Genomic DNA, 25,179 nt, shown 5'->3' with positions numbered 1-25,179 from the left:
TAACCAAATGGGAGGGCGCTTGATTCAAATAATGGTTATAAAATAAAGCGGCTTAAATCTTCATCTTGTACCAAGGTATCAAGGTGGTCATTGACATATTCAGCGTCAATGACAAATTTAGAACCCGACTTTTCAGAAGCTTCGTATGAAATCTCTTCCATCAATTTTTCCATCACGGTATGTAAACGGCGTGCACCAATGTTTTCGGTGCGCTCATTCACTTGCCATGCCGCTTCTGCAATGCGCTCAATACCTGATTCAGTAAACTCTATGGTTACGCCTTCGGTGTTCATCAGGGCGACATGTTGCTCAGTGAGTGAGGCAAATGGCTCTGTTAGAATGCGTTTAAAATCAGCAGCGGTAAGGGCGTCTAATTCAACACGAATCGGTAAACGGCCTTGAAGCTCTGGAATTAAATCAGACGGTTTAGACATCTGGAATGCACCAGAAGCAATAAACAAAATGTGGTCGGTTTTAACCATGCCGTGTTTAGTAGAAACTGTGCAGCCTTCCACTAATGGCAGTAGGTCACGTTGTACACCTTCACGGGATACATCTGGGCCTGAGCTTTCGCCGCGCTTACAAATTTTGTCGATTTCGTCTAAAAACACAATACCATTTTGCTCAACCAGCTCGATGGCTTGTTCTTTTAAGTCTTCTTGATTGACTAGCTTTGCCGCTTCATCTTCAACCAACTGCTTGTAAGCATCTTTGATTTTAAGCTTTTTGCGTTTAGAGGTGCTTTGGCCAAGATTTTGAAATAAGCCCTGTAACTGATTGGTCATTTCTTCCATGCCTGGAGGGGCCATGATTTCAACACCGACTTGAGGCGCAGCAACATCGATCTCAATTTCTTTGTCGTCTAATTGACCTTCGCGCAGCTTTTTACGGAAAACCTGACGGGTGGTAGAGTCATCTTTTTTGTCGGTATCCCAGTCATCTTTTGGCTTAGGCAATAAGGCATCTAAAATGCGTTCTTCGGCCATTTCTTCGGCGCGATGACGGCATTTTTTCATTTGCTGTTCGCGAGTCATTTTCACTGCTGAGTCGGTTAAATCACGGATGATTTGTTCCACTTCTTTACCGACATAACCCACTTCGGTAAATTTTGTCGCTTCAACTTTGATAAAAGGTGCGTTAGCCAATTTGGCTAAACGACGGGCGATTTCAGTTTTACCGACACCTGTTGGGCCAATCATTAAAATATTTTTTGGCGTGACTTCATGACGAAGTTCTGGCTCAAGTTGCATCCGGCGCCAGCGGTTTCGCAAGGCAACGGCTACTGAGCGTTTGGCATTTTGTTGGCCAATGATATGTGCATCTAGTTCGTGAACAATTTCACGTGGAGTCATTTCAGACATAACTGTTCCTTTATTAACGCTCGAATTAGTAGTCTAACTTTTCGATAGTTTTGAATTGGTTGGTGAATACACAAATATCGCCTGCAATCGTCAGTGATTTTTCTGCTATTTCTTCCGCGCTTAACTCAGTATTTTGCAGTAATGCTAAGGCTGATGCATGAGCATAGTTTCCGCCAGAACCAATGGCAATTAAGTCATATTCTGGCTGAACAACGTCGCCATTACCGGTAATAATTAATGATGTTTCAGTATCCGCTACGACCAGCATAGCTTCGAGCTTACGCAGCATTTTGTCGCTACGCCAATCTTTGGCAAGCTCTACGGCAGATTTTAATAAATGGCCTTGATGCATTTCGAGCTTGGTTTCAAAACGCTCAAAAAGAGTAAATGCATCGGCAGTACCGCCAGCAAAACCGGCTAAGACTTTATTGTGGTATAGGCGGCGCACTTTACGTGCATTACCTTTCATCACGGTATTGCCTAGAGACACTTGGCCATCACCAGCGATGACAACTTGATTATTGCGGCGTACGGATACGATAGTAGTCACGGTAAATCCTCTTCACTAATACATCAACGGGTCATTAGGGTGAATGCAATTGTTGATTGATAAAATGGATATGGGGACAAAATGACAGATATCAAGCGATGGACAACAAAAAGCCCTGTTGCAGAGAACAGGGCTAAAGTGATTTATACAGCAATATCAGAAGAGCAGCGTTATTCCCACAACCAAATGATGCAGCCATTTAACCCTGCGTTCTGCATCTTATGACGATTATGTTCCGCATCGCGCTTGTTCGGATAGGGTCCTAATACCACGCGATACCACACGCCATTGGTACCTTCGCTGCGGCGCACTTGTGCCTCAGCACCTTGGAAGGCAATTCTGGCCTTCATTTCATTTGCTTGCGACTCTTGCCTAAACGATCCGCATTGCATTTGATAGATGCCACTAGACACTACACCTGTTTCAGGTAAGTCTATCTCCACTTGCTTGTTTTCAAGCTCTTCCAGATAAGTCCATTCTTCCTGCGGCTTAGGTGGCAGTGCGTTAGGATCTTTTTTGACCACTTTTTTTGGCGCTTCTACGGTCGCGGTTGATAGCGTTTTCTTTTTAGGTTGTTGAGCTGGCTCAGATACGACCGATGAGTCGGAGCTGCCATTAATGGACCATAAGAAATAACCAAAACCTATGACTAAGGTGAGTATCACAAAAACAGCCAAGTAAGGAAAAGAGCGTTTAGGTGCTTTTTTTCGTTGTGGCGCACGGGCTTTTGCGCCCGCACGAGGTTTGCGATTTGCGTAGTCACGACTCATGATTACATCCGCTCTAGGGTTTCAATGCCAAGTAGCGACAAGCCCGTTTTTAAGGTTTTAGCGGTTAATTGTGCAAGCAATAAACGGCTTTGCTTTTGTGCTTCAGTTTCGGCAGCAAGCACTGGGCAAGCTTCATAAAAACTCGAAAACTCACTCGCTAGCTCATACAGGTAACCACATAATACATGCGGTAAGCCTTTGTCTGTCATGCGAGTTAACACCTCACCAAATTGTGCCAGTTTAGTGCCTAAGTCTTTTTCTTTTTCATGCTCGAGCACAATCTTAGCTTGGCTAAGATCAATATCTGTTGCACGTTTAAAAATACCAGCCACGCGGGTATAGGCATAAAGAAGATAAGGTGCAGTATTACCTTCAAAGCTAAGCATTTGCTCAAAACTGAAAATATAATCACTGGTACGGTTCTTGGAAAGATCGGCATACTTAACTGAGCTGATACCGACTACGCGAGCAATTTCAGTGAGGGTAGCTTCATCCATATCTGGATTTTTACTGCGAACCAGTTCAAGAGCGCGAACATCGGCTTCGTCAAGTAAATCGACTAACTTAACCACCCCGCCTGAACGGGTTTTAAATGGACGACCATCTTCACCATTCATGGTGCCAAAGCCTGTGTGCTCTAGCGACATTTCAGGGCGAACAAATTTAGCCAGTTTGGCAAGGCTAAACACTTGCTGGAAGTGCAGGGCTTGACGTAAATCGACAAAGTACATGGCGCGATCGGCTTTTAATACGTTTGAGCGGTAACGCATGGCGGCAAGATCTGAGGTGGCGTATAAATAGCCACCATCGGCTTTTTGAATAATAACCGGTAAAGGCTCGCCTTCTTTATTACGAAACGCTTCTTGGAATACCACTTTAGCGCCATTGCTTTCGCTTAACAGGCCTTGGGTATCTAAATCTTTAACTACTTGGGCTAGGTCGGCATTATATGCGCTTTCGCCGTGAACATCTGCGCGGGTTAAGCTAACCCCTAAACGCTTATATACATCATGACAATGGCTTAATGAGATGTCGTTAAATTCGCGCCATAGCTTATTGCAGTATTCATCACCTGATTGTAATGCAACGACAAGTTGACGAGCGCGAGTGGCAAATTCTGTAGACTCATCAAAACGTACTTTAGCAGCACGATAAAAACTTTCTAAGTCAGACAATTCCATTTTGGCTTGTTCGCCATTAGCTGCGCGTAACTCTTCCATTAACGCCAGTAGCATACCAAACTGAGTCCCCCAATCGCCGACGTGGTTTTGGCGAATGACCTTATGGCCCAAATACTCGAGTGCGCGCACGACGCTGTCACCAATGATGGTTGAGCGTAAGTGGCCGACGTGCATTTCTTTGGCTAAGTTTGGCGAAGAATAGTCGACAACGATAGTCTGCTTAGTCGGTAAAGCCACTCCTAAATGGTCGCTCGTCAGTGCTTGCTGTAGTTGATTAGCTAATGCATTGTCATCAATGAAAAAGTTAATAAACCCTGGTCCGGCAATTTCTACTTTGGCCACATAAGATGATGCTGGCAAGGTATCAATAATAAGCTGTGCTAATTCGCGCGGGTTCTTTTTAGCAACTTTAGTCAGCATCATTGCAAGGTTAGTCGCTAAGTCACCATGACTTTTATCTTTAGTGCGATCGACCTGAATGCGAGCTTGAAAATCAGCCGGCACAATTCCTTGCTGTTTGAAGGATTCGATGGTTTGTTCTAGTAAAGATTCAATATGTGATTTCATGGGCGTTTGCTTGCACTAATTCGTTAAATGAATGACATGACGGAACCGCATATTTTAGCCGTTTATGGGGGGTGATTGCTATCTGCTTTAACGGAAATATTGGTTTTTTTATGCTGATTATCAACCTAAGCGAAGTTTATGACAGATATAGGGTCCGTTGGCTTAGTAAAAATGCCGCTGTGTTACATTAAATCCTGTGGATCACGATCGATACTCCAACGGCAACGCTTACTTTCAGGTATTTGTTCAATGAGTGCTAATACGCGTTCGAATTCGGTTTGCAAGCGCTGACGACTTTTAGCTTGCAGTATTAATTGGCGTCGATATTTTCCAGCTTTACGATCAAGTGGCGCCGGAATTGGGCCAATAATTTCAAAGTCTTTATCTTGTGGTAATAGCTCGCTGGTGCGGGCTAGAAACGCATCAGCATCTTCGGCTAAATGTGCTTCTGCTCGAATTAATACCATGTGCCAAGCGGGTGGTAATAGTGCCTGTTGGCGCTCTTTCAGCTGAGTACGAGCGAACTCACCATAACCGCGTTTCAATAAATCACGTAAAATGGGGTTATCACTTTGATGGGTTTGCAGTAGCACTTTACCGGGTTTGTCTGCACGGCCAGCACGGCCAGACACTTGGGTGTATAGCTGCCCAAAACGTTCAGGTGCGCGAAAATCTGCACTGAACAATGCACCATCGACGTCCAATAAGCCAACAAGGGTAACATCTGGAAAGTGATGTCCTTTGGCGAGCATCTGTGTGCCGACCAAAATTTTATATTTACCCATGTAAATCCCTTTTAGCTGCTGTTCAAGGGAGCCTTTACGTCTGGTGGTGTCTCGGTCAATGCGGACAACCGGATATTTGGGAAACAGTTTAATCAATTCTTGTTCTAGCTGCTCTGTCCCCAAACCGTGGCCCATTAGCATGGTGCTACCACATTGATGGCATTGGCGCGGGATAGCGTATTGATTGCCACAGTGATGACAACAAATCTCGTTTAAGCCTTGATGAACGGTAAAAAAAGCATCACAACGATCGCATTCATGTAAATGACCACATTCATGACAAAGCAAGGCCGGGGCAAAGCCGCGGCGGTTGAGAAATAGCAGTACCTGATTACCCGCATCAAGGTGCATACGCATTTCATTAATTAATGATGTCGACATGCCCGCTTTTAATGGTTGCGAGGTAATATCGACAATACCTTGCTTAACCTTTTGCGCAGCACCAGCGCGTTCACTCAGTTCCAAGTGATGATAGCGGCCAGATAGCGCATTTTGTAAGGTTTCTAATGATGGCGTTGCGGAGCCTAATACCACTTGAATATCTTCAAGATGCCCACGCATTACTGCCAAGTCACGCGCGTGATAGCGCACACCTTCCTGTTGCTTAAAGCTGCTGTCATGCTCTTCATCGAGAATAATTAACCCTGGGTAGGCCATTGGCGTAAAGAGTGCTGAGCGAGTACCAATAATAATTGCCGCTTCACCGACACGAGCCTGACGCCAAGCTTCTAGGCGTTGGTTGTCGGTTAATCCGGAATGGATCACGGCAACATTGACTTCAAAACGGCGTTTGAAGCGATTAATGGTTTGCGGTGTTAAGCCAATTTCAGGCACGAGGATCAGTGCTTGTTTACCTTGTTTTAAAATTGTCTCAAGCAAGGTGAGGTAGACTTCGGTTTTGCCAGAGCCTGTGATCCCTTCTAATAAGGTGCAATGAAACCCTTGCTGTTGAGTGAGTACTGAAACGGCAACGGCTTGTTGTTTGTTAAGCTTATGAGGTGACTCATTCATAATAAGCTGTTGGCGCCAGCTTAAATCATGGCTGAGTACCTTTTGTTGCCGTTCAATCCATTGTTTTTGTTCTAATGCTTTTAATGCCGCTTTGCTTAATTGTTGGGTGGTGAACTCATCATGGCTTATGGGGTTTGCCAGTAATAACTCGTGCAGCTTTTTCTGTGCCGGGGCACGTTTTAATACGCTAGAATCAGCATTGCGTCCTTCGGGGCTTAAATGATATTCAACTACCGCTTGCGGCGCCGCTTCGAGGCCTTTTCTCAGTGCGACAGGCAGCGCTTGGCTGAGCATTTGTCCTTGGGTAGTAAAGTAATATCGGGCCGCCCAGAGGGTTAATTTATATAGCGAATCAGGTAACAATGGGGCATCATCTAGTACAGCTGTGACTGATTTTATTTGTTGCGGTGCTAAGTCACAGCTGTCAGTAATAGCAGTAATTAAGCCGATGAGTTGTTGAGGGCCAAAAGGGACTTTGACTCGAAGACCGATTTGTAATCCCGCTTGTTGTTCGTCTTTTACACGATAACTAAAGTTTCTGCGTAACGGGACGGGTAAGGCGACTTCAACAAACACGGGCATAAGGCTTCATCATTTTTCAATTCGATAGTGGATTGCGGATCAGTTTACCTCTAAGTGTCATCAAAGAGATAGGGCAACATATATGCGTAAAGGACTTATTGAGGTCATCATTCTAGTATTTGGATTATTGGGCTATATTGCTACGCCAATGGCTCAAGTGAATCATGTCAGTATCAATAGTCGCCAATTTGAATTGAATAATCTCCCGCACTTAAAGATCAACATCGTGGCACAAAATGATGATGCGTCGCGGTTAGGTTTTTATATTCGCCAGTTGGATGACAGCTTGGATGGCAATAAGGTTGTGCAGCAGAAGTTAGCAGTGCAGAGTATTAATCGTTTTTTATTGCAGCTTAAGGGTACTGATATCATCAGTGATGTAAATGCACAGTTAATCGTTACCGAAGATACTGCGAAAGGAGCGGTTACGTTAGCAGTAATGGCCTTATTTGATGCCCCGTACTCAGTTAATAGTGCTACCTTAGTCTCTAATGTTGTTACGTCTCGAGTACTGCCAGTAGCAAAAGACACCATTAGTGGGAAAGCATCCAAAAAACATCAACAAGATGACAGGCGTTTAGAGCAGGCATCATCAGTACCAGAACTATCAGAACTATCAGAACCATCAGAACCATCAGAAACATCAGAAACATCAGAGCCATCCACAGTAGAATCCTCTCTTCAGGCAATCTGTGTAATTGAGCGAGATAATAGTGATACATTATGGCGTATTGCGAACCGTTACAAAGAGCAATGGCATACCAGTGTTTATGGGGCAATGTTAGCTATTTTTGAGGCTAACTTAATGGCATTTTCCAAACAGAAAATTCATTTATTATTAAAAGATGTTCCATTGCATTGCCCATCGAAGGCGATTTTAGCTGAATACAATAATAAAGCGGTAGATAGGAAAGTCTTTGAGGTCATTGAAGCAAAGCATGCGGCTAAATAAGGTTTCTGATCATAATTAGTGATAAAAAGTAGTCCTTAATCGAGTATTTACTTTGGTTTATCAGTAATTAGTTGCAGCTGTTTATGTTAGTTTATATAGTTGCCCGTGTTAATACTTATGATTTAGCTCAAGGATAAGGTTAAAAAAGTAAACAATAATAATAAATTACAGCCTGATGAGCTTTGCGTGAACATTTTATTTGTCAGTGTATACGTGTATTTAACATCATGGTTTTACAGCGTGTTTTACGCTGTGCTGAAGCGGTTTATAATCGAAAGGATTGATTTAATGAAAAGCTTTAAGGTGCTAGCAATATTAGCATTATTGGCGGTTGATAGTATTTCAACTGTGATTGCACAAGTCAGTCATATCAGTATTGATACTATTCCATTTGAAAGCGGACAATCTCCTCAATTCACCGTGAATGTTATAACCGATCACCATGATTTATCGCGGCTGACATTTTATTTACGCCAAATTTATCAAGATAATATTGTGTTAGAAAAGCTTGAGGTTGAACAGCGTGATCGTGATGTCTTTGTATTAAGTGGTACCGAAAAAATCCGCGATAAAGATGCGGCACTCATTGTTTCTGAATACCGTAATGCTAAATGGCTACAATACTCACCGGTACCTTTATTCTCTCAAGCCATTGTTCAGAGCCAATACCAACCAGTAGCAATTAAAACGATGAAGTCAGCTGCGGTATTACCGACTTCAATGCTTACGCCTATAAGTCGTAAAGCCAGCGTTATACCTCAGGTTGTTACAACGCAAAAAAATCTGAATGATTGCCAGATCAATCAGTTACCGAATGATACGTTATGGAAAATAGCGGTTCGCTATCGTAAGCAATGGAATTCAAACATTTATGGCGCCATGCTTGCCCTTTATCAAACGAATCCCTCTGCATTCTATCAAGATAAAATTAGTCTACTGCAATTAGGCCACTCGTTACGCTGCCCATCAATGGAGACGCTTTCGCGCTATCAAAATGTCGCGGTAGATAGGATCACATTCGACAATTTAGTCGCCAGTCAACGCGGTAAGTCTCAAGGACTATTAACGCCAACATTACCTGTGCCTGTTCTCGCCACTCAGTCAGTATCAATGAATGGTTCAGTGAATGATATGGACAGTAAAAAATCTGAAAGTAATGCATTATTGGCCGCTATTCATGAAACGAAAATATCGCCTCAGCCATTGCCAATCAATAATATAGCCAAGTCATCGATACCGACTTATGGGCAAGATAAAACCTGTTTAATGGATAAATTTCCTCAAGATACGTTATGGCGAGTTGCCGATCGTTATTATCGACAATGGCAAATCAGTGTATACGGTGCAATGCTGGCGATTTATGAGGCAAACCCTAATGCATTTGCCAATGGTAAAATTTACTTATTGATGTCTGATAGCCGTTTACAGTGCCCATCAAGTGAGATGTTAAAGCAACATCAAAATTCATCTAAGGCACAAATTACCTATGAGACTCTAGAGCGCACACATCGACAATCGTAGTATCGCTTAGAAATTCTACTTGTTTGTGTATAAGAGACACTGTATTATCTTGCGCCTAAAACATATTGTTATTAACTGCATGTGGTGCTCAACTTCGGGTTGGGAGAGCGACATGGCCTTCAATTTAAGGTAGCCCAAAATGAAAACAGGTATTCACCCAAATTACGCTGAAATTACTGCAACTTGTACTTGTGGTAACATCATCAAAGTGAACTCAACTGCAGGTAAAAACCTACACTTGGACGTATGTGGTGCATGTCACCCATTCTACACTGGTACTCAGAAAGTTGTTGATACTGGTGGTCGTATTGACAAGTTCAACAAGCGTTTTGGTATGCTTGGTAAAAAGTAATTGCATTGCAATTTACTTGAATAAGGCGCCTTTGGCGCCTTTTTTGTTTTTTATATGACAACAGCAGTATTGTGCTGTAACGAAAACTAATTTTTTAGTGGTAAACAATACAAAAAAGTACAAACCTCGCTTTATTGTTATTTAGACAAAATAAACTGCAAATATCGACGTCTATATCCGATTGTTATCGTAAATCTTGTTATTTTCCTACATTTTTAACTTATTGATTTATATATATTCATGTTCGATTAGTTATAATTATAAAACGTAGCCTCTATTCTGACTCACAACACCTCCTATCACTGAGTTTTTGATGTATATAATCCCTGTATTAGCGTATTGTTATTAAAATTTTAGATGGCCTGCAAGTTCACGGTTAAAGTGAACTATGGATCATACTTTCCTCATAGATAGCGCATTTCAGGATGTATAAAATGTCAGATATTCGTCAACAAGCTCTCGATTATCATGAATTCCCAGTACCAGGTAAAACCGCTGTTTGCCTGACAAAACCGGCTCAATCAAGCCACGATCTAGCGTTGGCCTATAGTCCTGGTGTGGCAGAGCCTGTTAGAGAGATCGCTTCTAATCCTGAAAATGCCTATCGGTATACCAATAAAGGCAATTCGGTTGCGGTTATTACCAACGGGACCGCTATTTTAGGTTTAGGCAATTTAGGACCATTAGCGTCAAAACCGGTTATGGAAGGCAAATCACTTCTGTTTAAACGTTTTGCGAATATTGATTCGATTGATATTGAAGTGAAACACCGCACAACTGAAGACTTTATTAATACTGTCGAATCGATTGCTGATACCTTTGGCGGGATTAATTTAGAAGATATTAAGGCGCCTGAATGTTTTGAAATTGAACAAGAACTGATTAAGCGATGCAATATTCCGGTATTTCATGACGATCAACACGGCACTGCTATTGTTACTGCAGCAGGCATGTTGAATGCTCTGGAAATTCAAGGTAAAAAAATTGATGATGCAATATTTGTTTGTTTAGGTGCCGGTGCTGCTGCGATTGCGTGTATGACTATGATCGTTAAATGTGGCGCATTGCGTGAAAATGTTTATATGCTAGACAGGCAAGGGGTGATTCATACGCGCCGTGAAGATCTCAATGAATATAAAGCGTTATTTGCCAACAATACCGATAAACGCACCCTACAAGATGTGATTAAAGATGCCGATGTATTTTTAGGGTTGTCGGGTGCAAATTTATTGGCTGCCGATGATATTGCGTTAATGGCACCTAACCCGGTGATCTTTGCCTGTTCAAATCCTGATCCTGAAATTAAGCCTGAATTAGCTCATAATATCCGTAAAGACTTAATTATGGGTACTGGTCGTAGTGACTATCCAAATCAAGTGAACAATGTATTGTGCTTCCCGTTTATTTTTCGAGGCGCACTCGATGTTCGCGCGGCGGTCATTAACGACGAAATGAAGCTGGCTGCTGTATATGCTATTGCTAACCTCGCTAAAGAGCCTGTGCCAGCCGAGGTGTTAGCGGCTTATCCTAACGTGTCATCATTGAGTTTTGGTTCGCAATATGTGTTGCCTAAACCTATGGACCCAAGATTACTGCCGCTGGTAGCTCGCGCAGTATCGCAAGCGGCAATCGATTCTGGGGTGGCAAAAATCACCACATTACCGACTGAATACAAAGTGTAGAAAGCAAGCATACCTAATCAGGTTTATTCATCCGAACAAGGATAATAAACCTGCTGCCGTTAATAAAAGGGGCTTTTGCCCCTTTTTTATAGGCCTAAGATAAGCGTGATTAAAAACGATTAGTGAAGTTGTAGAGCACAATCGTTATACTGGATAACATTGGAGTCATTAATAAAATAAATAAATCCAGCAGGATAGCGGATAAATGAAACTCACCAAGATCCTTACTAAAAAATTAACCAGTTTTTGGCTGCTTTCATTAGCTGCGGTGGCTTTTGTATTTTTACTGTGTGCGGTGATGGGCTTTACCCAATTGACCTACACTTTTCAGCAACAAAAAGTCGCTGAGTTAGAAACCATGTTAGCCGACGATTATCAACAACACGGTAGTCGTCAATTTTCTACCTGGTTACCCCCTCTATTGACCGCTTACAAAGCGGTTGAATTCTCTCTGTCGCAAGACAACCAATTAGTTTATCAATTTCATCGTGATCAAGCCGATATCGTTAAAAGTAGTTTAACGCTCTATAAGAGCGAATTAAGCCATGGCCAATTATCCATGACATTAATTATGCCGCCGCCATTTTCTTTACATGATCTTGGCTGGCACGAGCTTATTATTCTGGTTATTGGTTTTATCAGCATCGGAATTTTTGTCCGTTTTGGTTATGGATGGTACTCCAGAGAGCTAGATGGCATTGAACAACTTGCTCAACGAAGCAAACTCATTTTAGAAGGACATTTAAAGCAAGCTGCCGATATGCCGACAAATGGCAAACCACGGATGATCAATCGTGCGATCAGCAAATTGCTGGCCGAGTTGGATGATGCTCATAAAGAACGTGGCCGCTTAGATCAATTTATTCGTAAAGACACTTTTCTTGATAAACAAACTCAGATTGGCAACCCGATATTCTTTCAAAATCGTCTCGACGGATTAAGCCATAATCAGAAAATGGTTGCTCATGGTGTATTAATGTTAATTGAGTTTGATGATGTTGACTTAGTGGAAGACCAATACGGTGAAAGCGGCGTTAAGGCAATGCTGTCATTAACAACGGAAGCCATTACAGCCGCACTCGTTCAATACGAGGACAGTATTTTTGCTCGCCGCAGTTACTCACAATTAGTCATCATAGTGCCACAATTATCACTGGCAGAAGCCGACCAGTTAGCGCAACGAATACTCAAAACCTGCCTTGCATTACCTTTTTATGGCATTGGTAATCCCGATAACTTTTTACACTTAGGCTGTGCTTTTTTTAACGCTGGCGATTTACAAGTTCAGCTTATTGAAGAAGCCGAAATGGCACTTCGAGCTGCGCAACTGCAACGTGTTAATAACTGGTTTATGTACGATAAAGGCGCGTTAGATGAGGAAATCGCTAAAGGGTCTGTGCGTTGGCGTAGTTTTATTGAAAATGCATTGGTGTCCAAACGATTTTTTATCTTACAGCAAGCTATTATTGATAGTGATAATCAAATTATGCACTATGAAATATTCAGCCGCGCCCGTGATTTAAAAGGTAATGATGTTCGCGCGACATTGTTTATTCCCATGGCTAACAAGTGTGGATTAATGCCACAGGTTGAGAGGCAAGTGCTGGAACAAGTGCTCTTCAGGTTAATGTCTGATAATGAGTCAACTTACAGCATTAACTTAAGCCTTGATAGTTTGACCAGTAGGGCATTTGTTCGTTGGTTACAATCTACATTATTAGAGCATCGTCCTTTAGCTGCGCGACTTATTTTTGAAGTTTCTGAAGATATTATTGTCAAAAATCAGAAAAATACTTTGGTAGTTAAAACTCTCGATATGTTGAGAAAAATGGGTGCAAAATTGGCGGTAGATAATGTTGGTCAATCAGTTGTGGGTACTCATTATATCCAGGAATATCACTTTGATTTAGTGAAATTACATCGGTCTATCGTGCGCCGAGTAGATCAACGCTCAGAAAATCAATTATTTATACGTAGTCTCATTGGTGGCCTTTATAGAGCCGAAGTGAAAGTGATTGCCGAGGGCGTTGAATGTTTAGAAGAATGGCAAACGTTAAAAATTCTTGGTGTGAGTGCAGCCCAAGGCGATTTTTTGGGGCAAAGATCTGAAGTTTAAGTCATATAATGCTATGTTTGTTTAAGTTAGATCTTGTTTATCAATAGATTGCACTCTATTTTCAATCTATATGCGCTATATTAATGAGCAGTTATAGCGTTAACGTATCAGTAACAAAGCTTCATCGTTTTAGATTTGAGCAATAATACTGAGAAATGACAATGCAGCGTAATCGAATCATGTTGATGTTAAATGCTGGTGCAAGGCTTAAAAATGTCATTTTTACTGATATATTTATCATCAGTAATCTTAAATAATTAATATGTTAGCGAATATGGGCCACGCAATGGACAATGGTTTTTTGAGTAAACTAGCCTTTTGGCAGACATCGCAATTGATGGGTAATGTAGGTGTATTTATCGCCGGAAATTCCCTGTGGGTATGTAAGCCACAGCAAGGTCAATCAGCGCCTGTTATCAGCCAGTTTTTAGTACAAAAAAACAATTGGTCTCAAGCCTTTGAAGCATTAAAGAGTCAGTTTGGCCGAGTTCGGGTGCAATTAGTGCTGTCGCAGCAGTATTATCAATTATTACAAGTTGAAAAACCCAATGTTGAGCCTAGTGAAGTGACTCAAGCGTTGATTTGGTCTGTTAAAGACATGGTGTCCGAGCCCGTTACGAATATTCATCTAGATTATTTCGAATCCAGTTTTATTGCCAGTTCAAAAGTGAATGTGGTGGTCAGTAGTCGTCAATTTTTAATGCAATTGGCCAGTGCTTGTGATGCCAATGGATTAGATATTGTTGGGATCAGTATTGAAGAATTGGCATTAAGCCATGTCTTAGCACACGATAATATGGCACATATGTTAGTCGCTCACTTGCCGCAGCAAGAATTGTTGTTGTTAGTTGTTAAAGCGGGTGAAGTGTTAATGCAGCGTCGCGTTAGAGGATTTAACCACCTGGATAAAGCGACTTTAGAAGAATTAAAGCAAGGCTTAGCCGATAACCTCAGTTTAGAAATCCAACGTTCTATGGATTATTTTGAAAGCCAATTACGTCAAGCTCCAGTTGGGTCAATTAGTATTTTGGTTGAAGGTGATAGTTCATCATTGGCCAATCTCGTTAGTGCTAACTTTAATCAAAAAGTGGTCGCGGTTACTCACGATGGCGTATCGAATTTACTCGCGCAGTTAGCGTTGCAAGAATTAGCTCGAGGTGAAGTGTGATAAAAACCAGTGTTAATTTATATACCACAGATTTGTTGCCGAAAAAGCAAAGGCTAACCTTTGCGAGAATGATGTTGGCATTGGCTTTTTTCACCGGAGGTTGCGCTGTACTTTATGTTGTAGGGCTGTGGCATACCGATGAATTGCAAAAGTTAAATCAACAGGCAAGCAGCACAAAAAGTCGATTAACTGACCAAAAGACACAACTAGAACAACAAATTGCTTTACGTAAACCTAATGCCGATTTGGTAGCAAAGGTTGAACTTGAGCAACAACGTTTAGATCTTAAAAAACTACTAAAAGATGAACTAAGTCAGCGCAAGACCATGATAAGCCAAGGTTACTCGCCAATGTTGACCGACTTGGCTGCTGTGGCTGATAGCAATGTGTGGTTGAGTCATATTACTATTGAGCAACAAAACACTAGCGCTCAGCGAATTGAGTTTGAAGGTTATGGTCGTAATCCTCAAAGTATTCCACTGTGGATAGATAAATTAAAAACCACTTCAACGTTAAAGGGTTATGCATTTTCAGCGATGACAATGGATCGCGGTGAAGCACAGCCGTTGGCGTTTAAATTGATAAGCCAGCCCGTTGCTAAGGAGTTTGCACAATGAAGCAACAATGGCTGGTGTGGTCGTCAAAATTTAATGAGCTAAGTCCACGAGAGCGGATATTGATTACGTTAGCCTTATTCGTTGTCATTGGGATGTTGCTGTTTATGCCATTAGAGTCATTGTGGAAGCAACAGCAAAGTGTTCAGAATCAGCTAAAGGGACTCGAACAAGAAAATTCGATTTCATTACAACAAGTGGCGCTTTATGAAGAGCGTTTACAGCTCGATCCCAATCAAGATTATCAACAACGATTACAGTTGATTACTGAGCAAATGCAATTGATTGATGCTGACCTCAGCAACCAAATGGTTGATATGGTTCCCGCGGATTATATGCCGACAGTATTAGCCAACTTGCTGGGTAATGTGAAAGGCGTCTCGCTCATGTCGTTTGCCTCTATTGCGCCCAAAGCCTTATTGCAAGTGGGTGATGGTAGTAAAGTTAATCTTTACAGCCATGGTATTAAGTTGACGTTACAAGGCGATTACTTTTCTATTTTAGCGTTTATTAAAGCGGTGGAAAGTATGCCCGATAAATTGTATTGGAAGCGTTTAGATTACCGTGTTGAATCTCATCCCGATGCGTTAGTTGAATTAGAACTTTACACACTTAGTGTGAATAAGGACTTTATCAGTGTTGCGAAACAAGATTAATGCTATGGCGTATGCATCCAGCCTAATGATGCTATTAATGTCGGCTGCTAACGCGCAAACATTACGTGATCCAACTTTACCAGGGCAGGGCTTTGTTGCTGTGCAGGCCAAAGCTGATAATCAATCTTTGGTGTTAAACAGTATTGTTAACGGCCAGAATACTTATGCGGTTATTAATAATATTATTCTTTCGGTAGGTGATGCTATTAGCGGTAGTGGATTACGAGTATCAAAGATTAACAAGGACTATGTTACCTTATCAGATGGAAGAAAACTTCAACTATTTCAGTCGATAACAGAGCGATAGGATAAGAATAAAAATGAATGTGATTAGATATGTTACTCCTCTGATGTCGCTGTGCTTAGTTGCTTGCCAAACGACAGATAGGCCCGACCCACAAACAGCGAAAGCAGCCTTGAATGAGTCAAGGCAACAAGCTGAGGCGAGTCAAGCCATTACGCCTCCTCCAGCGGCAATGCCTGAAGATGTTCAGCGTGAGCTTAATGGTAATAATGTGTTGAGCCAATCAGCAAGAGCATTGCCCGCCGAGCGTCGTTTTGATGTATCAGCCAATGAGGTTGACGCCAGAGTTTTTTTCCCCAGCTTAGTAAAAGACACCCCATTGAGTGTCGCGGTACATCCAGATGTACAAGGTAAAATTTCATTATCTTTAAAAGCGGTAACCTTGTCAGAAGCCATTCAAGTTGTTGAAGACATTTATGGTTACGAAGTGAATCGAGAAGGTCGTATTTTACGTGTGTTTCCGTCGGGTATGCGAACCGAAACTTTCCCTTTGAATTATATTTACATGCAACGTGAGGGGTTGTCATTAACCTCCGTTAGCTCAGGACGCATTTCAGACCAAAACAATAATTCAAGTAATGGCAGTAACAATAGTAATAGTAATAGCAACAGCAGTAACAGTAGTAATAGTTCAAATAGTAACAGTAGCAATGGAAATTCGAACAGCAGTGACAATACCAATGGTACGTTTATTCGTTCAACAACCAAGACCGATTTTTGGGGTGAATTACAAGCCACATTAATGTCAATAATGGGTGAAACAGGTGGCGGGCGACAGGTTGTGGTAACCCCTCAAGCAGGGCTTGTTACCGTTCGAGCTTTCCCTGATGAGTTACGTCAAATTCGAAGTTTCTTACAAATAGCCGAAAGCCATCTACAGCGCCAAGTGATTTTGGAAGCGAAAATTATTGAAGTGACCTTATCCGATGGTTACCAGCAAGGTATTCAGTGGGAAAATGTCTTAGGTCATGCTGGCAGTACCAATGTTGATTTCAGTACCTCAGCAGGACAAGGGTTAAGTAATGCGATTACGTCTGCAATTGGCGGTGTAACCTCGATTAATTTCACCGGAAGTGATTTCAGTACCATTATTAACTTGTTAGATACCCAAGGTGATGTTGATGTACTTTCAAGCCCTCGTGTTACCGCTTCTAATAATCAAAAAGCGGTTATTAAAGTCGGCAATGACGAATACTTTGTCACCGATGTATCCTCAACGACCGTAGCGGGTGCCACTCCGGTAACGACGCCGCAGGTTGAGCTGACGCCATTTTTCTCAGGCATTGCCTTAGATGTAACCCCGCAGATTGATGAATATGGCAACGTAATATTGCATGTCCATCCTTCGGTGATTGACGTGACCTCACAAACCAAAGAAATTAAAATCAGTGATTCAACCTTAGAATTACCGTTAGCACAAAGTGAGATCCGTGAATCGGATACCGTTATCCGCGCCGCTTCTGGTGATGTAGTGGTGATTGGTGGCTTGATGAAGAGCGAAAATATTGAAACAGTGTCTAAAGTACCTTTATTAGGTGATATTCCTTTTCTGGGCGAAGCCTTCACCAGTCGCACTAAATCTAAAAAGAAAACTGAATTGATTATTATGTTGAAGCCAACGGTTGTGGGTGGTGACACATGGAAGGATGAATTAAAGCGTTCGCAAGATTTAATCGAACGTTGGTACCCTTCTAAATAGCGACCGTTGACGGTAGAGAATTGACGATTAAAAATAGCGGTTGAAATTGATAAGGGATAGCCAGTAATTATGTATTTGCAGCACTTTGGCTTAAGTCAATTGCCCTTTACGCTTACCCCAAATACGAGTTTCTTTTTTGGGTTGTCGCCGCATGTGGAAGCGTTGCAAGTGCTGCAAACCGCATTACAGACAGGTGAAGGTTTTATTAAAGTCACTGGTGAAGTGGGTACCGGTAAAACCTTAGTGTGTCGTAAGCTGTTGAATGACTTACCGACTCAATATCATTGCGCTTACTTACCTAACCCCTATTTGAATCCTAAAGAATTACGTTTGGCCGTAGCGGGCGAACTCGGTTTAGCGTTACCGAACAAATTAGATCAACAACAATTGACAAGGCTTATCCATGAGCGCTTGTTAACGTTAAATCATCAGGGCTTTCACGTGGTGTTAGTGTTAGATGAAGCGCAATCATTACCGGATGACAGTATTGAGGCATTAAGATTATTTACTAATTTAGAGACCGAAAGTCGTAAATTATTGCAAGTGGTGTTATTTGGCCAACCAGAATTAGATGAGCGTTTAGCTCAACCCAAGTTTAGACAATTACGACAACGCATTACCTTTAGTTATGACTTACGTCCATTAACATGGGATGAGATACAAGCTTATATTGGTTACCGACTTGCTGTAGCGGGTTATCAAGGACCTGAATTGTTTAATACCGCGGATATTAAACGCATTGCCAAAGCTGCTCGAGGTATCCCGCGTTTAGTGAATATATTGGCGCATAAGAGCTTATTGCTATGTTATGGCCAAGGTAAAAAAAAGGTGACATCTCGCCATTGTCTAGCTGCGATAACGGATACAGAAGATATTAATTTACAACATAAAGTAGGGTTTTCCCGTGTCAGCATGCTGATAATTATGTTGCTTGTAACAGTGATGGTGGTTATTGGGTTGAATGGTGATAATTGTTGTGGTGAATGGATGACACAAATAAGCGAGATTAAATGAGTGTGATTATCAAGATGCTGAAAGATTTAGAGCAGCGTCAGCAACCAGGAACAGACAAACCACCAGTGCAACCTGCGGGTGAATTTGTGCGTCCTCAAATTCAGTATCAATCAGTTGCTAAATCTCGCTCACCACTTATTAGCCTTATTGTTGTTGCCGTACTCCTGATCCCTACATTGTGGTTTGGTGTATCTATGTATCGCCAAGCCAATATTCAAATGGTCAATGAGACAACAGCTATCAATACATCGATTACCGAAGATATTCAGTCATCGCTGGCGAGTCAGCCACAAGATAATGTCGTTGCTGAACCTAAGCTTGCTCAAATTTCAACTGAAGCACCAACCCAAGCAGCAGCTCAAATACCAACTCAAGCATCTATTCAAGCGAGCACGCCAGAAATCACTGCTGAGATGATTGAACCAACGGATCGCATATCCGAGCTTGATCCATCCAAAGTGAGCACTGCATCAGCCGTTAATAACGAAAGCGTCAACCAACAAACAGTGCTAGCTTCAACCGTAGACACAGAGAAGCCAAGTGGTTCGGTGGATAATACTTCACAGAATATGGCTTCGCTGATTAATACTGAATCCACTCAAGGCCAAATCGCAGCGCAAACATCTCGCTTCTTACCCGCAGAAGTGCCCGCAGAAGTATCTGCTGCAGCAAAAACTGTTGATATGAGCGTCAATGAAGTGGTGCTTTCCAAGACGCAAATGGCGCAATTGCAATATCGCAAAGCGATGGATGCTGAGCAAGCGCAACGTCTGGACGATGCGGCGGGTTACTATTTAGAAGCCATTATTTTACAACCGAGTTTACATAAAGCCCGTAAGCAATTAGTCGAAATTTATTTTGCGCAAAATAACCCAACGACTGCAATGAGATTACTCGAGAGTGGAATCAGTATGTTTCCACAACAGTGGGAGTTTTATGTGATTTTGTCGCAAATTCAAACTGCAATAAAAGCTTATGATGAAGCGTTAACAACGGTGGCGATGATCCCAGATAGCTCATCGTGGGCTCGTGATAAGTGGATCGCACAAACCGATTTGGCACAAAACTCTAAAAACTTTGTTTTAGCGGAGGAGGCTTACCGAAACTTATTGGTATCTGAGTCAACTCAATCTCGCTGGTGGATGGGATTAGGTTATGCGCTCGATTCACAACAAAAATATCCACAAGCTGCGCAAGCATACCGATCAGCATTAAGCTATGAAGGGCTATCAACTTCAGCTATGACATTTATTGAAAAGCGTTTAGATCAGCTAGGAGAAAACCGATGAAGCCTAAGTTAAAGATGCGGTTAGGAGATCTTCTTGTTCAAGAGCTGATTATTACTGACACCCAATTACAGCAAGCATTAGCAGAGCAGCGCAATTCAGGTAAAAAGCTCGGCCGCACCTTAATTGATTTGAACAGTATTACTGAAGACCAGTTACTTAAATTTTTATCTCATCAGCTTAATTTACCGTACCTCGATATTAGTCGTCGTCCGATTGCCGATGAAGTGGTGAATATTCTCCCCGAAGTACAAGCGAGGCGTTATCGAGCTTTAGTGGTGGAAAGTCATTCCGACCATGTATTAGTTGCTATGAGTGACCCTGCTGACTTGCAGGCTATTGATAATATTGAAGTCTTAGTTGCCCCTAAACAGTTAATGATCGCGGTGGCACCAGAGCAACAATTACTCGACGCGTTTGACAACCTTTATCGTCGTACCGGGCAAATTGCTGAAATTGCCGGTAAGCTTGATGAAGAATATGCCGCAGATGACATGTTCGATTTGGCTAATTTGACTCAAAGCGACAGTGATAACGAAACCACCGTGGTGAAGCTATTACAGTCTATTTTTGAAGATGCGGTGCAAATGCGTGCGTCAGATATTCACATTGAGCCTGGCGAGAAAGTGCTGCGGATCCGTCAGCGTATCGATGGCCAATTACATGAAAACCTTCTCAGTGAAGTTAATATCGCCTCTGCTTTAGTATTACGGCTTAAGTTGATGGCTGGACTGGATATTTCAGAAAAACGTATGCCACAAGATGGCCGTTTTCATATAGAAATAAAAGGTCATAAAATCGATGTGCGGATGTCGACCATGCCGATTTATCATGGTGAGTCGGTGGTGATGCGTTTATTGGATCAGACCACAGGTTTACGTACGTTAGATGAAACCGGTATGCCACCGCATATTGTGGCGCGTATTCGTAAACAGATTAAACGCCCCCACGGTATGTTGCTAGTTACAGGGCCAACCGGTAGTGGTAAAACGACCACCTTGTACGGTATTTTAAGTGAGCTTAACACTGCCGATAGAAAGATTATCACCGTAGAAGACCCGGTTGAGTATCAATTACCGCGCATTAACCAAGTACAAGTTAACCACAAGATTGGTTTAGACTTTTCTAACGTACTGCGTACCACGCTTCGCCAAGATCCTGACATTATCATGGTGGGAGAGATGCGTGACCAAGAAACCGTAGAAATTGGCTTACGCGGTGCATTAACCGGTCACTTTGTATTATCGACTTTGCATACAAATGATGCGGTTACCAGTGCATTGCGATTACTCGATATGGGCGCGGCGAGTTATTTGGTTGCTAGTGCGCTGCGGGTCATTATCGCTCAACGTCTTGTTAGGCGCGTTTGTCACAATTGTGCCGTAGATTATCAACCAACCGCAGCTGAACGCAGCTGGCTTGCGAGTGTGACGAAAAAAGATATTAGCAGCGCTACGTTTAAAGTGGGTAGCGGTTGCCAAACCTGTAATGGTTCGGGCTATCGTGGTCGTATCGGTATTTTTGAAATACTCGAGCTCGACGAAAATATGATTGATGCCATGCGAACGGGTAATCCGCAAGATTTTGCCCGTGCAGCGCTGCGCAGTCCTAACTTTATTCCCCTTGCGCATTCTGCGATGGAGTATTTATTCCTTGGCACCACAACACTGGAAGAGGTGTCAAAACTAGTTGAAGACGTTAGTGAGTCGAAAGTGCCGTTGTCGGAAGATATTGTTAGCCAACAAGATATTGGGTTATAACAATGCCACTATATCAATATCGAGGACGTAATTCACAAGGGCAGGCGGTCAGTGCACAGCTTGAGTCTGCTAATGAAAGCGCGGCGGCCGATGCGTTGCTTTCTCGCGGGATCATTCCGCTAGAATTGCGCGAAGTGAAAACTAAGCAATCTTTTTCGATGAGCTTATTTCAAAGCAAGGTGTCGCTGGAAGAGTTACAAATTTTTAGTCGGCAAATGTATTCGTTAACGCGTTCAGGTATTCCTATTTTAAGGGCCATAGCGGGCTTGTCGGAAACAACCCATTCCGATCGAATGAAAAAAGCTTTGGATGATATTTCTGTTCAACTTACTTCAGGTCGACCGCTATCGTCGGCAATGAATCAACATCAGGATATATTTGATTCGTTGTTTGTCTCGATGATCCATGTTGGGGAGAATACCGGTAAGTTGGAAGATGCTTTTATCCAGTTGTCTGGTTATATCGAGCGAGAACAAGAAACTCGTCGACGGATTAAAGCCGCAATGCGCTATCCGATGTTTGTCTTGATTGCGATTACTATTGCAATGGTTATTTTGAACATTATGGTGATCCCTAAATTTGCCGATATGTTCTCTCGTTTTGGTGCTGAATTACCATGGGCGACAAAAATTTTAATTGGCACGTCTAATCTGTTTGTTAATTTTTGGCCTCACATGATTGTGCTATTAATCGGCATCATAGTCGGGATTCGATATTGGCATCACTCTGAAAAGGGCGAGAAGCAATGGGACTTATGGAAGCTGCACATACCTGTTATTGGATCTATTATTGAGCGCTCAACCTTGTCACGTTATTGTCGCTGTTTTTCGATGATGCTCAGTGCAGGCGTTCCCATGACACAGGCATTAAGCTTGGTCGCAGATGCGGTCGATAACGCTTATATGCATGACAAAATTGTGGGTATGCGCCGTGGTATTGAATCTGGTGAGTCAATGCTAAGGGTATCAAATAGCAGCCAATTGTTTACCCCATTAGTATTGCAAATGGTTGCCGTGGGTGAAGAAACCGGCCAAATAGATCAGCTGCTCAATGATGCCGCTGATTTTTATGAAGGTGAGGTGGATTATGATTTAAAAAACCTCACTGCAAAACTCGAACCTATTTTAATCGCATTTGTTGCTGGCATTGTATTGATATTGGCACTGGGTATTTACCTACCTATGTGGGATATGCTGAATGTGGTAAAAGGCGGTTAGCAAAGAATGCAACAAAGAACGCAACAAAGAATGCAAACAGATCATTGGGTATCGAGATGTTGAGCCAGCAAAAAGCGGATGGCGATCTGCTTAAAGTCTATGGGCGAGTTATTGCGATTGTGGTGGTGTTAACGCTGCTGGCTATTTTTGGCGGACGTTATGTCAATACTACCTCAAACATAGGTGGGCGTGGTTTAGAGTTTGAACATAATCGTTTTTTGAATGTCTTAGCTATGGTGCGTAGTCAGTGGTTAGCTTCTGGCCGACCTCATAAAATGCAGTTGTCCTGGCATCATATGGCATCGAATGTGACATCAAGTAAGATTAGCGATGACAATACAGTATCAAAAGATGCTCCGAGTAAGATGGATGCTATTAATACTGATGCTGATTTGGTTGGCACCGATAATTGGATTGCTATGTCTAATCAAGGTTGGCCAACCATTGACACTAATGATGTCCAAGGTTGTGAACAACTGTGGGGGCATTTATTGGCAACTAATGTTCAAGAGTTAAATATTACGGTAGATTATCAGCCTGATGAGAACATTTGCCGCTACTATTCAGGCAATACAGCTAGTTTAAGTTATCAGCTACGAACGGGTAGAGTTATTTTTTTAATGAGCGATGGATAAAGTTTGTACCATTAGTGTTAAATTTTAAATAAGCTGCTAATATTAGTGAAGTTATAGCTTAATCAGTATTATTTCCTGTTGTAGGCGCTATAGATAAGAGTGAGTTATTATGAAATTGAAACAACAAGGTTTTTCATTGATCGAGTTGGTTATTGTTATTGTCATCCTCGGTTTATTAGCCGCTACAGCGATCCCACGTTTTCTAAATGTGACCGATGATGCTGAAGACGCCAGCGTTGATGGTGTTGCTGGTGGTTTAGCCACAGCAGTGAGTTTTGTTCGCGCACAATGGGAAGTTGATGGTCGTCGTAACAACAATGTTATTTTAGATGGTACTAGTGTATCACTCGATACACGTTTTGGTTTTCCAACTGGCACAACCAATACTGATGTTACCTCAATGACCAACGAAACATGTCAGGAAGTATTTGATTCAGTTTTACAAAATGCTCCTAGAAATGTACTGTTCAATCAGGATGCTCGTAATCATCGTTATACCGTAAGAATGCAAAATGGTGTCGGCGGTTCATCTACCAGTATTGATGGCCAAACTGTTACTGGTCTTGATTTGTGTGTTTATCACCAAGTGGCTACTTTAGCGCTAAATCAAACGTCGGGAGTGGCCGATCCTGCGCCTGATTTAGACACTGCGGGTGCTAACGGTGTAACATATAATGCAGGTACGGGTCAGGTCGTATCATTTACTAACAACTAATTTGATTTACCACTGTTCGCAGTGATGTTGGTTTACCCATTTATTTTCTATAGAGGTTATTTAATATGCAAAAACAACAAGGTTTTACATTAATCGAATTAGTGGTAGTGATCATTATTCTAGGTATTTTAGCGGTTACGGCAGCACCTAAGTTTATTAACTTGCAAGGTGATGCGCGAGTTTCTGCTTTAAGTGGAATGAAAGCAGCAATTCAAAGTGCAAATACATTGGTTTACTCTAAGGCGGCATTAGCTGGACAAGAAAAGTTAGCTAAAGGTGCTTCTCCGGCACCTGCTGTTACTCTTTCAACTGGAGTTGTAGCGGTTACACAATATGGTTACTTGCAAGGTGTGAAATTAGAGCTTGAAAAAGCATTAGATATTACCTTTAACTTAGGTACAAGTGCTACAAATCCTACAATTGCAACAGCTGCAACTGGTGGTTCTGATTGGACCATTTTTGTTAGTTCTGGTGTAGCTACAATTTGGCAAGTCGGCGCACCAGCAACTTGCACCCTTACTTACAAAGAAGCTTCTAGTGCAACTGTCCTACCGACATATGTTGCCATTTCAGATACAACTAAATGTTAATCTGATTGATACTCAAACCTGCTTCGGCAGGTTTTTTTTTGCATTTTTTTGACGTTAATATATAAATCAGTCACGCCCTCAAAAGCGAACA

22 protein-coding genes are annotated in these 25,179 nt (G+C 42.1%); 17 read left to right on the top strand and 5 right to left on the bottom strand.

Features of this window, described 5'->3' with window-relative positions:
• Positions 1–35: 35 nt before the first annotated feature.
• From hslU to priA, 5 genes are all read right to left on the bottom strand, one after another.
• Positions 36–1,361: an HslU--HslV peptidase ATPase subunit gene (gene hslU / locus GUY17_RS19485; RefSeq protein WP_101087709.1), complete on the bottom strand. Its 1,326-nt coding sequence runs from the start codon at positions 1,359–1,361 to the stop codon at positions 36–38.
• A gap of 25 nt (positions 1,362–1,386) precedes the next feature.
• Positions 1,387–1,911 (bottom strand): ATP-dependent protease subunit HslV, encoded by a 525-nt coding sequence (hslV, locus tag GUY17_RS19480; RefSeq protein ID WP_101087708.1) that lies wholly within the window; start codon positions 1,909–1,911, stop codon positions 1,387–1,389.
• Between the two features lie 170 nt (positions 1,912–2,081).
• Complete coding sequence (locus GUY17_RS19475; RefSeq protein WP_101087707.1) at positions 2,082–2,681, bottom strand: SPOR domain-containing protein; 600 nt, start codon at positions 2,679–2,681, stop codon at positions 2,082–2,084.
• A 2-nt stretch (positions 2,682–2,683) separates the two neighbouring features.
• Positions 2,684–4,429 (bottom strand): arginine--tRNA ligase, encoded by a 1,746-nt coding sequence (gene argS / locus GUY17_RS19470; protein ID WP_101087706.1) that lies wholly within the window; start codon positions 4,427–4,429, stop codon positions 2,684–2,686.
• A 182-nt stretch (positions 4,430–4,611) separates the two neighbouring features.
• The gene (gene priA / locus GUY17_RS19465; protein WP_162024070.1) at positions 4,612–6,807 is read right to left on the bottom strand and encodes a primosomal protein N'; all 2,196 of its coding nucleotides are present in this window, start codon (positions 6,805–6,807) and stop codon (positions 4,612–4,614) included.
• Between the two features lie 82 nt (positions 6,808–6,889).
• Here priA and GUY17_RS19460 point away from each other — a divergent pair, with 82 nt between their 5' ends.
• The 17 genes from GUY17_RS19460 to GUY17_RS19380 all read left to right on the top strand — a co-directional run bounded on the left by GUY17_RS19460 (position 6,890) and on the right by GUY17_RS19380 (position 25,088).
• On the top strand, positions 6,890–7,759 hold the full coding sequence (locus tag GUY17_RS19460; RefSeq protein WP_162024069.1) for a FimV/HubP family polar landmark protein: 870 nt from the start codon (positions 6,890–6,892) through the stop codon (positions 7,757–7,759).
• A 288-nt stretch (positions 7,760–8,047) separates the two neighbouring features.
• Entirely contained in the window at positions 8,048–9,280 is a 1,233-nt protein-coding gene (locus GUY17_RS19455; protein WP_162024068.1) for a FimV/HubP family polar landmark protein, read from the top strand.
• Between the two features lie 139 nt (positions 9,281–9,419).
• Positions 9,420–9,632, top strand: coding sequence for a 50S ribosomal protein L31 (gene rpmE, locus GUY17_RS19450; protein ID WP_011639173.1), 213 nt, complete (start codon positions 9,420–9,422; stop codon positions 9,630–9,632).
• Between the two features lie 434 nt (positions 9,633–10,066).
• Positions 10,067–11,314, top strand: coding sequence for a malic enzyme-like NAD(P)-binding protein (locus GUY17_RS19445; protein ID WP_101087702.1), 1,248 nt, complete (start codon positions 10,067–10,069; stop codon positions 11,312–11,314).
• Between the two features lie 205 nt (positions 11,315–11,519).
• A complete protein-coding gene (gene csrD, locus GUY17_RS19440) occupies positions 11,520–13,430 on the top strand; it encodes an RNase E specificity factor CsrD (protein ID WP_162024067.1) in 1,911 nt (636 codons plus the stop codon).
• A 286-nt stretch (positions 13,431–13,716) separates the two neighbouring features.
• Positions 13,717–14,598: a biogenesis protein MshI gene (locus GUY17_RS19435; RefSeq protein WP_242445183.1), complete on the top strand. Its 882-nt coding sequence runs from the start codon at positions 13,717–13,719 to the stop codon at positions 14,596–14,598.
• Positions 14,595–15,215 (top strand): fimbrial assembly protein, encoded by a 621-nt coding sequence (locus tag GUY17_RS19430; protein ID WP_101087699.1) that lies wholly within the window; start codon positions 14,595–14,597, stop codon positions 15,213–15,215. The genes GUY17_RS19435 and GUY17_RS19430 overlap by 4 nt, the downstream gene beginning before the upstream one ends.
• Positions 15,212–15,868 (top strand): MSHA biogenesis protein MshJ, encoded by a 657-nt coding sequence (locus tag GUY17_RS19425; protein WP_101087698.1) that lies wholly within the window; start codon positions 15,212–15,214, stop codon positions 15,866–15,868. Before GUY17_RS19430 ends, GUY17_RS19425 begins: the two co-directional genes overlap by 4 nt.
• A gap of 4 nt (positions 15,869–15,872) precedes the next feature.
• Positions 15,873–16,175 carry an MSHA biogenesis protein MshK gene (locus tag GUY17_RS19420; RefSeq protein ID WP_162024421.1) on the top strand — a complete coding sequence of 101 codons (303 nt, stop codon included), beginning with the start codon at positions 15,873–15,875 and terminating at the stop codon, positions 16,173–16,175.
• 13 nt (positions 16,176–16,188) lie between these two features.
• Complete coding sequence (gene mshL, locus GUY17_RS19415; protein ID WP_162024066.1) at positions 16,189–17,871, top strand: pilus (MSHA type) biogenesis protein MshL; 1,683 nt, start codon at positions 16,189–16,191, stop codon at positions 17,869–17,871.
• 69 nt (positions 17,872–17,940) lie between these two features.
• On the top strand, positions 17,941–18,885 hold the full coding sequence (locus GUY17_RS19410) for an ExeA family protein (protein WP_162024065.1): 945 nt from the start codon (positions 17,941–17,943) through the stop codon (positions 18,883–18,885).
• Positions 18,882–20,174 (top strand): lipopolysaccharide assembly protein LapB, encoded by a 1,293-nt coding sequence (locus GUY17_RS19405; protein WP_162024064.1) that lies wholly within the window; start codon positions 18,882–18,884, stop codon positions 20,172–20,174. Before GUY17_RS19410 ends, GUY17_RS19405 begins: the two co-directional genes overlap by 4 nt.
• Positions 20,171–21,931: a GspE/PulE family protein gene (locus GUY17_RS19400; protein WP_162024063.1), complete on the top strand. Its 1,761-nt coding sequence runs from the start codon at positions 20,171–20,173 to the stop codon at positions 21,929–21,931. Before GUY17_RS19405 ends, GUY17_RS19400 begins: the two co-directional genes overlap by 4 nt.
• Positions 21,932–21,933: 2 nt before the next feature.
• Positions 21,934–23,148: a type II secretion system F family protein gene (locus GUY17_RS19395; RefSeq protein WP_101087692.1), complete on the top strand. Its 1,215-nt coding sequence runs from the start codon at positions 21,934–21,936 to the stop codon at positions 23,146–23,148.
• A 56-nt stretch (positions 23,149–23,204) separates the two neighbouring features.
• Positions 23,205–23,783, top strand: a complete 579-nt coding sequence (locus GUY17_RS19390; protein WP_162024062.1) for a hypothetical protein — start codon at positions 23,205–23,207, stop codon at positions 23,781–23,783.
• Positions 23,784–23,892: 109 nt separating this feature from the next.
• On the top strand, positions 23,893–24,498 hold the full coding sequence (locus tag GUY17_RS19385) for a prepilin-type N-terminal cleavage/methylation domain-containing protein (RefSeq protein WP_162024061.1): 606 nt from the start codon (positions 23,893–23,895) through the stop codon (positions 24,496–24,498).
• A 65-nt stretch (positions 24,499–24,563) separates the two neighbouring features.
• A complete protein-coding gene (locus GUY17_RS19380) occupies positions 24,564–25,088 on the top strand; it encodes a prepilin-type N-terminal cleavage/methylation domain-containing protein (protein ID WP_162024060.1) in 525 nt (174 codons plus the stop codon).
• Positions 25,089–25,179: the final 91 nt, after the last annotated feature.

Origin of the sequence: Shewanella sp. Arc9-LZ (assembly GCF_010092445.1) — a bacterium.
Classification (GTDB): Bacteria; Pseudomonadota; Gammaproteobacteria; order Enterobacterales; family Shewanellaceae; genus Shewanella.
The sequence above is the reverse complement of the archived record's forward strand: the minus strand, read 5'-3'. Positions and strand labels throughout refer to the sequence as shown.